Annotated in this window: 7 protein-coding genes and 1 pseudogene; 6 read left to right on the forward strand and 2 right to left on the reverse strand. The window is 43.0% G+C overall.

The features are described from left to right. The first annotated feature begins 211 nt into the window (after positions 1 to 211). From FTV18_RS13650 to FTV18_RS13670, 5 genes are all read left to right on the forward strand, one after another. Positions 212 to 1,378: an ATP phosphoribosyltransferase regulatory subunit gene (locus FTV18_RS13650; RefSeq protein WP_004815411.1), complete on the forward strand. Its 1,167-nt coding sequence runs from the start codon at positions 212 to 214 to the stop codon at positions 1,376 to 1,378. 79 nt (positions 1,379 to 1,457) lie between these two features. Beyond that, on the forward strand, positions 1,458 to 2,777 hold the full coding sequence (locus tag FTV18_RS13655; protein ID WP_004784184.1) for an adenylosuccinate synthase: 1,320 nt from the start codon (positions 1,458 to 1,460) through the stop codon (positions 2,775 to 2,777). Between the two features lie 130 nt (positions 2,778 to 2,907). Then, positions 2,908 to 3,693: a M48 family metallopeptidase gene (locus FTV18_RS13660; protein WP_159123237.1), complete on the forward strand. Its 786-nt coding sequence runs from the start codon at positions 2,908 to 2,910 to the stop codon at positions 3,691 to 3,693. A 93-nt stretch (positions 3,694 to 3,786) separates the two neighbouring features. Beyond that, complete coding sequence (locus FTV18_RS13665) at positions 3,787 to 4,095, forward strand: hypothetical protein (RefSeq protein ID WP_180004067.1); 309 nt, start codon at positions 3,787 to 3,789, stop codon at positions 4,093 to 4,095. A gap of 112 nt (positions 4,096 to 4,207) precedes the next feature. Beyond that, positions 4,208 to 4,981, forward strand: coding sequence for a M48 family metallopeptidase (locus FTV18_RS13670; protein WP_125279059.1), 774 nt, complete (start codon positions 4,208 to 4,210; stop codon positions 4,979 to 4,981). Positions 4,982 to 5,120: 139 nt separating this feature from the next. On the opposite strand, the gene slyD is transcribed toward FTV18_RS13670, so the two are convergent. Further along, positions 5,121 to 5,603: a peptidylprolyl isomerase gene (gene slyD / locus FTV18_RS13675; RefSeq protein ID WP_004784172.1), complete on the reverse strand. Its 483-nt coding sequence runs from the start codon at positions 5,601 to 5,603 to the stop codon at positions 5,121 to 5,123. 136 nt (positions 5,604 to 5,739) lie between these two features. Beyond that, a complete protein-coding gene (locus FTV18_RS13680) occupies positions 5,740 to 7,026 on the reverse strand; it encodes an NAD(P)/FAD-dependent oxidoreductase (protein WP_180018480.1) in 1,287 nt (428 codons plus the stop codon). Between the two features lie 142 nt (positions 7,027 to 7,168). Here FTV18_RS13680 and FTV18_RS13685 point away from each other — a divergent pair. Then, positions 7,169 to 7,253, forward strand: a pseudogene (locus FTV18_RS13685) (IS1595 family transposase); the annotation flags it as partial.

A 7,253-nucleotide genomic window follows, 5' to 3' on the forward strand; every position in this document is an offset into this window, starting at 1 on the left:
TATGTTGGTTGTTAAATTTTATTCAGCCTATTTTCTCTTGATAAGAGGGAGATGGTTTGGTTTATCTATCTAAGTCCTTTGTTCAGTCAGAGAAAATTATCAAAATTGCGATGCACAGCCTAAACGATCGTGCTAGACTAGGAGAAATCGGGTGTGCTCCCGATTTTTTTATGCGGTTTATTCCGCGCTGACAAGAATTTAGGTTTACAACATGCCCATTTCAGAGACATGGTTATTACCTGATGGTGTAGCTGATGTATTACCAGAACAAGCGCAAGTCATCGAAAGCCTGCGCCGTCAATCACTGGATTTCCTCGCATCTCGAGGTTATCAGCTGGTGTACACGCCATTTATTGAATACATTGAATCTCTATCTTCTCTCTCAGAATCGAATCAGGATTTAGACTTAGCCACTTTTAAAGTGATCGACCAGTTGTCTGGCCGTTTGCTTGGTGTGCGTGCCGATATGACACCACAAGTGGCTCGTATCGATGCGCATGTACATCCAGTGGAAGGTGTGGCTCGTTATTGTTATGCGGGTACGGTTTTACATACGAAACCTCAAGGATTTAATACCACACGTGCACCATTGCAGTTAGGTGCAGAATTATTTGGTTCAGACAGCATTGACGCTGACGTGGAAATGGTTGACTTGATGATCAGCCTGATTCAGGAAGCGGGTCTGGCCGACGGCGTCCACCTTGACTTAGGTCATGTTGGTCTGTTCCGTAGTCTGATTGCACAAGCGGGTTTAAGTAAAGCAACCGAACGCCAACTGTCTGATCTGTATCAACGTAAAGCATTGCCGGAACTGGCTGAATTTACTGCAAATCTTAAGTTTGGTTCAGACTTCTATACGCTTGGCCGCTTTGCAAGTGACCTGGATGCCTTAAAAACGAATTTAAGTGCTGAAGTATTAGAAAATCCAGCCTTCAAACAGGCATTTGATGCACTGCAAACCACCAAAAATGAAGTTCAGGTGCGCTGGCCGAATCTGCATATTGGGATTGATGTCGTCGAGTTACGTTCATACCATTATCACACCGGCCTGATGTATGCAGTTTATGCACCAAACCGTGCTGCGGCACTGGCACAAGGTGGCCGTTATGATGGCATTGGTGAGCATTTTGGTCGTGCACGTCCGGCAACCGGTTTCTCTTGTGACTTATATGCTTTAAGTGCAGGCAAGTTTGCTACAGCTAAAGTTGTGGTAGCACCTAAGGGTACAGATGCTGCGCTGTTAAATGCGATTCAGGCAACCCGTGCACAAGGCTTAAGTGTAATTCAGTTATTAGGTAATGATGATTTAAACTCAGTACCGTATGCAACTCACCAGCTGGTGAATGTGGACGGTGAGTGGACCATCAAAACGATTTAATCGCTTTAATTGTTTTACTCAGTGTTCATGTCGCTGAGTGGGACTTTCAACTTTAACAGCATGATGTAATGAGGCTATTATGGGCAAGAATGTTGTGGTACTTGGTACCCAATGGGGCGACGAAGGTAAGGGTAAAATCGTCGACCTGCTCACAGATCAAGCGGCTGCAGTAGTTCGTTATCAAGGCGGACATAACGCAGGTCATACTCTCGTGGTTGGTGGTAAGAAAACTGTATTACACCTCATTCCATCAGGTATTTTACGTGAAAACGTATTGTGCTTAATTGGTAATGGTGTGGTTCTTTCACCTGAAGCGCTCATCAAAGAGATGGATATTCTTGAAAAAGAAGGCGTGCCAGTACGTGAACGTCTACGCATTTCTCCAAACTGTCCATTGATTCTTCCGCACCACATCGCACTTGACCAAGCTCGTGAGAAAAAACGTGGTAATGCGAAAATCGGTACAACTGGTCGTGGGATCGGGCCTGCTTATGAAGATAAAGTGGCACGTCGTGCAATCCGTGTTGCTGACCTGGTACGTGGTGGCGAACATCTGAAAGCTCAGCTTGAAGAATTGCTTGAATACCACAACTTCCAATTGACTCAATTCTTCGGTGTTGAAGCAGTTAAAGTTGAAGACGTACTTGCGCTTTGCGACGAATGGCGCAAAGTGATCGAGCCTATGGTTATGGACGTGACTGGTGAACTTCACGCTTACCGTAAAGCTGGCAAGAAAATCATGTTCGAAGGTGCACAAGGTTCATTGCTTGACGTTGACCACGGTACATATCCGTACGTGACTTCTTCAAACACGACTGCTGGTGGCGTAAGCTCAGGTTCAGGTCTTGGTCCATTACACCTTGACTACGTTCTTGGTATTACTAAAGCGTATACTACTCGTGTAGGTTCAGGTCCATTCCCAACTGAGTTGGTGTATGACGCTGCAACAGATACAGGTGATGCAATTGGTAAACACCTGGGTACTGTAGGTTCAGAATTTGGTGCGTCTACTGGCCGTCAACGTCGTTGTGGCTGGTTCGATGCTGAAATCCTGCGTCGTTCAGTAGAAGTGAACTCACTGTCTGGTATTTGCTTGACTAAACTTGACGTTCTTGACGGTTTGGAAGAAGTGAAAATCTGTGTAGGTTACGAAGCTGCTGATTCTGGCTGTGTTGGTTCTTCTGATGCGCTTGCATTTGAAACTTTAAAACCAATTTACGAGACTATGCCAGGCTGGAAAGAATCTACTTTCGGTGCGAAATCACTAGATCAATTGCCACAAGCGGCAATTAACTATGTGAAACGTCTTGAACAATTGATTGAATGTCCAATCGACATCATTTCAACTGGTCCAGACCGTGAAGAAACCATTATTCTTCGCCATCCGTTTGATGCTTAATCCTTTAAGCTGAAAATGATAAAAACCCCTGTGATTTCACAGGGTTTTTTATTTGGAAAAGCTTATAAAAATGATTGAAAACCTGTTTGGATTCTTTATGATGTTTTGACCTTATATATTTGAGAAGGTCATGAAATATAAAAATTTATTGGCGGGGATGGTTATCGCGACCACATTAACGGGGTGTACTACGGTTGCAGATCTGATGGGGGCTGATTCAGCGACATTAAATCTGAGTGCAGCACAAAGCTATAATCAGATGCTGACAGAAGCCAAGCAGAAACAGATTCTGGATACGACTTCTGCCACCTATAAAAAAGTAAATCGGGTTTTCCTGAAAATGAAGCCGTATGCGGATCAACTGAACCAGACTGGTCAGAAGTTTGACTGGCAAGTGGCTGTGATCAAATCTAACGAGATTAATGCCTATGTCGCACCAGGTGGCAAGGTGGTGTTCTATACGGGTATTGTCGACACACTAAAACTTACAGACGATGAAGTTGCTGCCATCATGGGACATGAAATGGTGCACGCGCTTGAGGAACATTCTAAAAATAAGGTAGGAGCGCAAGCACTTACCGATTTGGCAGTAAGTATCGGTAGCAAGTATGTCGGGCAGTCCGCTGGTGGTTATGGTGGGCTACTGCTGGATATGGGTGCTCAATTTGGTGTGGGCTTGCCATTCTCACGTAATCTGGAAAGCCGTGCCGATAAAGGCGGGCTCATGCTAATGGCACGAGCGGGCTATAACCCGAATGCAGCGATTACGTTGTGGCAAAAAATGAATGCGCAAGACAGCCGTGGCAATAGCGTCCTGAATAAATTTACATCTACGCATCCAACAAATGATGACCGAATTGCAGTCTTGCAACAGCTGATGCCTGAAGCGATGACGGTATATAAAGCTAAGAAATAATTTGGAAATTCAGAACTAAAGTCTTAACAGCAAGTGCTGTGCAGTGGCATGGCGCTTGTTAGAATAAAACAAAATAAAATATGAGTATGCAGGATGCATAAAAATATCTCGGGAACGATGTTCTATTCCTTGTTATTCGCGATGGGCGGCGCACCGACAATTGCGATGCTGATTATCCGTGCCCAAACTCGGGATCCTGACATTATTTACGGTGCATTTATTGGCTTGAGTGTGATCATTGCCTGTGTATTGGTACCGGTCATCTTGTTACAGAATGCTTTTCTATTTTTTAAGCGTAAAAGTGAAATTTTAGAAGAAAAAATTAAACCTTTGTGTTATTTATATTTAGGTTTAAATATTGTCTGTCTGATTTATTGGCTTACGATACAGTATTGGGGTTAAAATTACATAAAATATAACAAGATGAAGTAATTGTACATTTAGTTGATCCGGCCTTTAACTTATAATTTTTTACAATGTAAATTAACCTTTTGCTTATGGTGGAGTCACTATAATGAAAAATAAATTCTTGTTAGGTATGGGTGCAGCCGCAGCCATTACTTTGTCTGGTTGTACAACTATTGCCGATATTGCAGGTGCAGATACTGCGACTTTAAATGCTTCAGCCAGCCAAAGCTACAATGCCATGGTGGCAGACGCTAAAGCGAAAGGCCAGCTGGATACCAGTTCAGCGACATACAGTCGTATTAATGCTGTTTTTAACCGTTTAAAACCTTATGCCAACCAGCTGAACCAGACGGGTACTGCATTCCAATGGCAGTTGGCCGTATTGAAATCTGATCAGGTCAACGCTTTTGTGGCACCTGGTGGTAAAGTGGTGTTCTATACCGGTATCGTGAACAAGCTGAATCTGACCGATGCTGAAATTGCAGCCATTATGGGTCATGAAATGGTCCATGCCCTGGAAGAGCATGCGAAACAGAAACTTGGTGCACAAGCCCTGACTGATCTGGCATTGGGTATTGGTTTAAATGCAGCGGGCGTAGGACAAGGTGGTGCTGCAGTAGCACAATTGGGTAGCCAGATTGGTATCGGCTTGCCTTACTCACGTAACCTAGAAAGCCGTGCTGATCAGGGCGGTTTAACTCTCATGGCGCGTGCTGGCTATAACCCGAATGCAGCGATTACTCTTTGGGAAAAAATGAACAAGCTTGAAGGTGGTAGCACTGGCGCGACTTTCCTGTCTACTCACCCATCGAACAGTCAGCGTATCGCAGCAATGCGTCAAAATCTGCCAGCAGCAATGCAGATCTATAACAAACGTTAATGATTGCGTAATTTGAGTGATTCGCGATTTTAATGATGAAAAGCAGGGCAGTAGTCCTGCTTTTTTATATTTAAAATCTTAAGGCAATAAAAAAGGCAAAGTTTTCACTTTGCCTTTTTGTGCTAAAGACCGGGAAGTCTTAGTGGTGGTGACCACCTGCACCGTGTACGTGACCGTGATCAAGTTCTTCTTGAGAAGGTTCACGGATAGACACGATTTCAACTTCGAAAGTTAAATCTTGACCAGCAAGCGGGAAGTTAGCATCAACAACTACGTTGTCACCTTCAACTGCTTTAACAGTTACGATTTGAACGCCGTCATCAGTTTGTGCTTGGAATTGCATGCCTGCTTGGATGTTGTCTACACCTTGGAACATTTGTTTAGGCACTTCTTGCACTAGCTCTGGGTTATATTCGCCATAGCCTTCAGCAGCAGGAACATTTACAGTGAATTTTTCACCAACAGTTTTGCCTTCTAAAGCTTTTTCTAAACCAGGGATGATGTTACCTGCACCGTGCAAATAGGCAAGTGGTTCACCTTGAGATTTGTCGAGAGTTTCACCCTCTGCGTTAGTCAATGTGTAGTGGAAAGAAACCACGAGGTTATTTGCAATAGCAGTCATATTAATTGATCCATTCAATTTTTTAAGGGTACATCATAAAGTGAAATTGTATTTTTGTAGACTAAAAATAGCAAAAAAATGCAATTTGACATGTTTAATGACGATTTTTTCATATATGAGGACAATATTTACAATTTCAATGCAATTTCAGCTTGGGTGCAATTTTTCGTGTAACAAAGTCTTTGGCAGTTAATAGGCCAGCATGGGTATAGCCATGAATGGTGGCCTGATGAATCCGGTATAGGGATACATACATGGATTTCGCGACAAAGCCTTGAACATTGACCTGACCCAATAATTCACCGACAGCGCTGTTTTGACTTAAAGACACTAATGAACCTTTGTCAGAAAACTTGAACATCGGTAAATAGCTTTCGCCATTAATGCGTGCTTTTAAGGCTCGGACCAGAAAAGCGGCCTGCTGGCTGGCGACCTGTGCACGGGGGCCTAAAACCGGTTGATCTGCTTCAGGCTGACAGTGCGCACAATCACCAAAAACGAAAATATCCGGGTCTGATAAAGTTTGCAGAGTTGCATAAACTTTTAGGCGATTAATATTGTCTTTTTCCAGCTCTTTAAGTTTTGCCAGAACTTCAGGTGCTTTAATTCCAGCAGCCCAGACTTTAATTTCTGCTTCGAGGCTTGAACCATCAGCAAAATAAATCTGGTCTTCATCGACTTTAGCGACCCTATGACTGGTTAATACCTCAATACCTAGACGATCGAGTTGCTCCATGGTGTGTTCAGCCATTTTCTCAGACAGTGCAGGTAAGATCCGATCAGCGGCTTCAATCAAAGTGATTTTGACTTTATTTGGATCAATCTTGTTCAGACCATATTTAAAAAAGTTTTGTTTGGCGATCACCAGCTCGGCAGCCAGTTCTACACCAGTCGCACCGGCTCCAATAATGGCAATTTTAAGCTCACGGGAAGAGGTCTGATTTTGAGCATTGAGATAAAGATGTAGCAGATCCTGCTGGAAGACATCAGCTTGCTGACGGCTGTCGAGAAAATGGCAGTATTGTGCGACACCTTCCGTATTAAAATCATTGGAAGTGGAACCTAATGCCAGCACCAGCGTGTCATAGCTGATGTGTTTCTTCTGTTTAGGCTGAGCTTTTTTAGAAAAGTAATCTGTTTCCAGAACAATTTCTTTAGCCTTACGATCCAGATCAACAAATGTTCCCAGCACAAAGTGATAATTATGAGCTGCAGCATGACTAAAATAATTGGTTTCTTCTGCATGCGGATTAAGCGTACCTGCAGCAATTTCATGCAATAAGGGTTTCCAGATATGCGTCAGTTTCTGATCTACCAGCGTAATATGCGCTTTACCACTTTTGCCTAAGGTTTCGCCCAGTTGAGTAGCCAGCTCCAATCCACCTGCGCCGCCACCTACAATTACGATTAGATGTGCTGTCATATATTATTAACCTATTTATTTTTCTAATAAAAATAAGAGAAATTTAGACCAAATATACTATGGCATGGGCAGCAGGCCGTCTTGATTAGAATTGTTATACAAAGGCTCTAGACTAGCAAAATGATTATGTTAGTCTAGAATCATGATAGAAAACAGTAAATTAAGTCACTACAAGATTAAAAAAATTATTCAATGCTTTTGTGTTGATATTCCTGCTTCCAAAACAG

This window comes from Acinetobacter sp. YH12241, from assembly GCF_013417535.1.
Lineage (GTDB): Bacteria > Pseudomonadota > Gammaproteobacteria > Pseudomonadales > Moraxellaceae > Acinetobacter.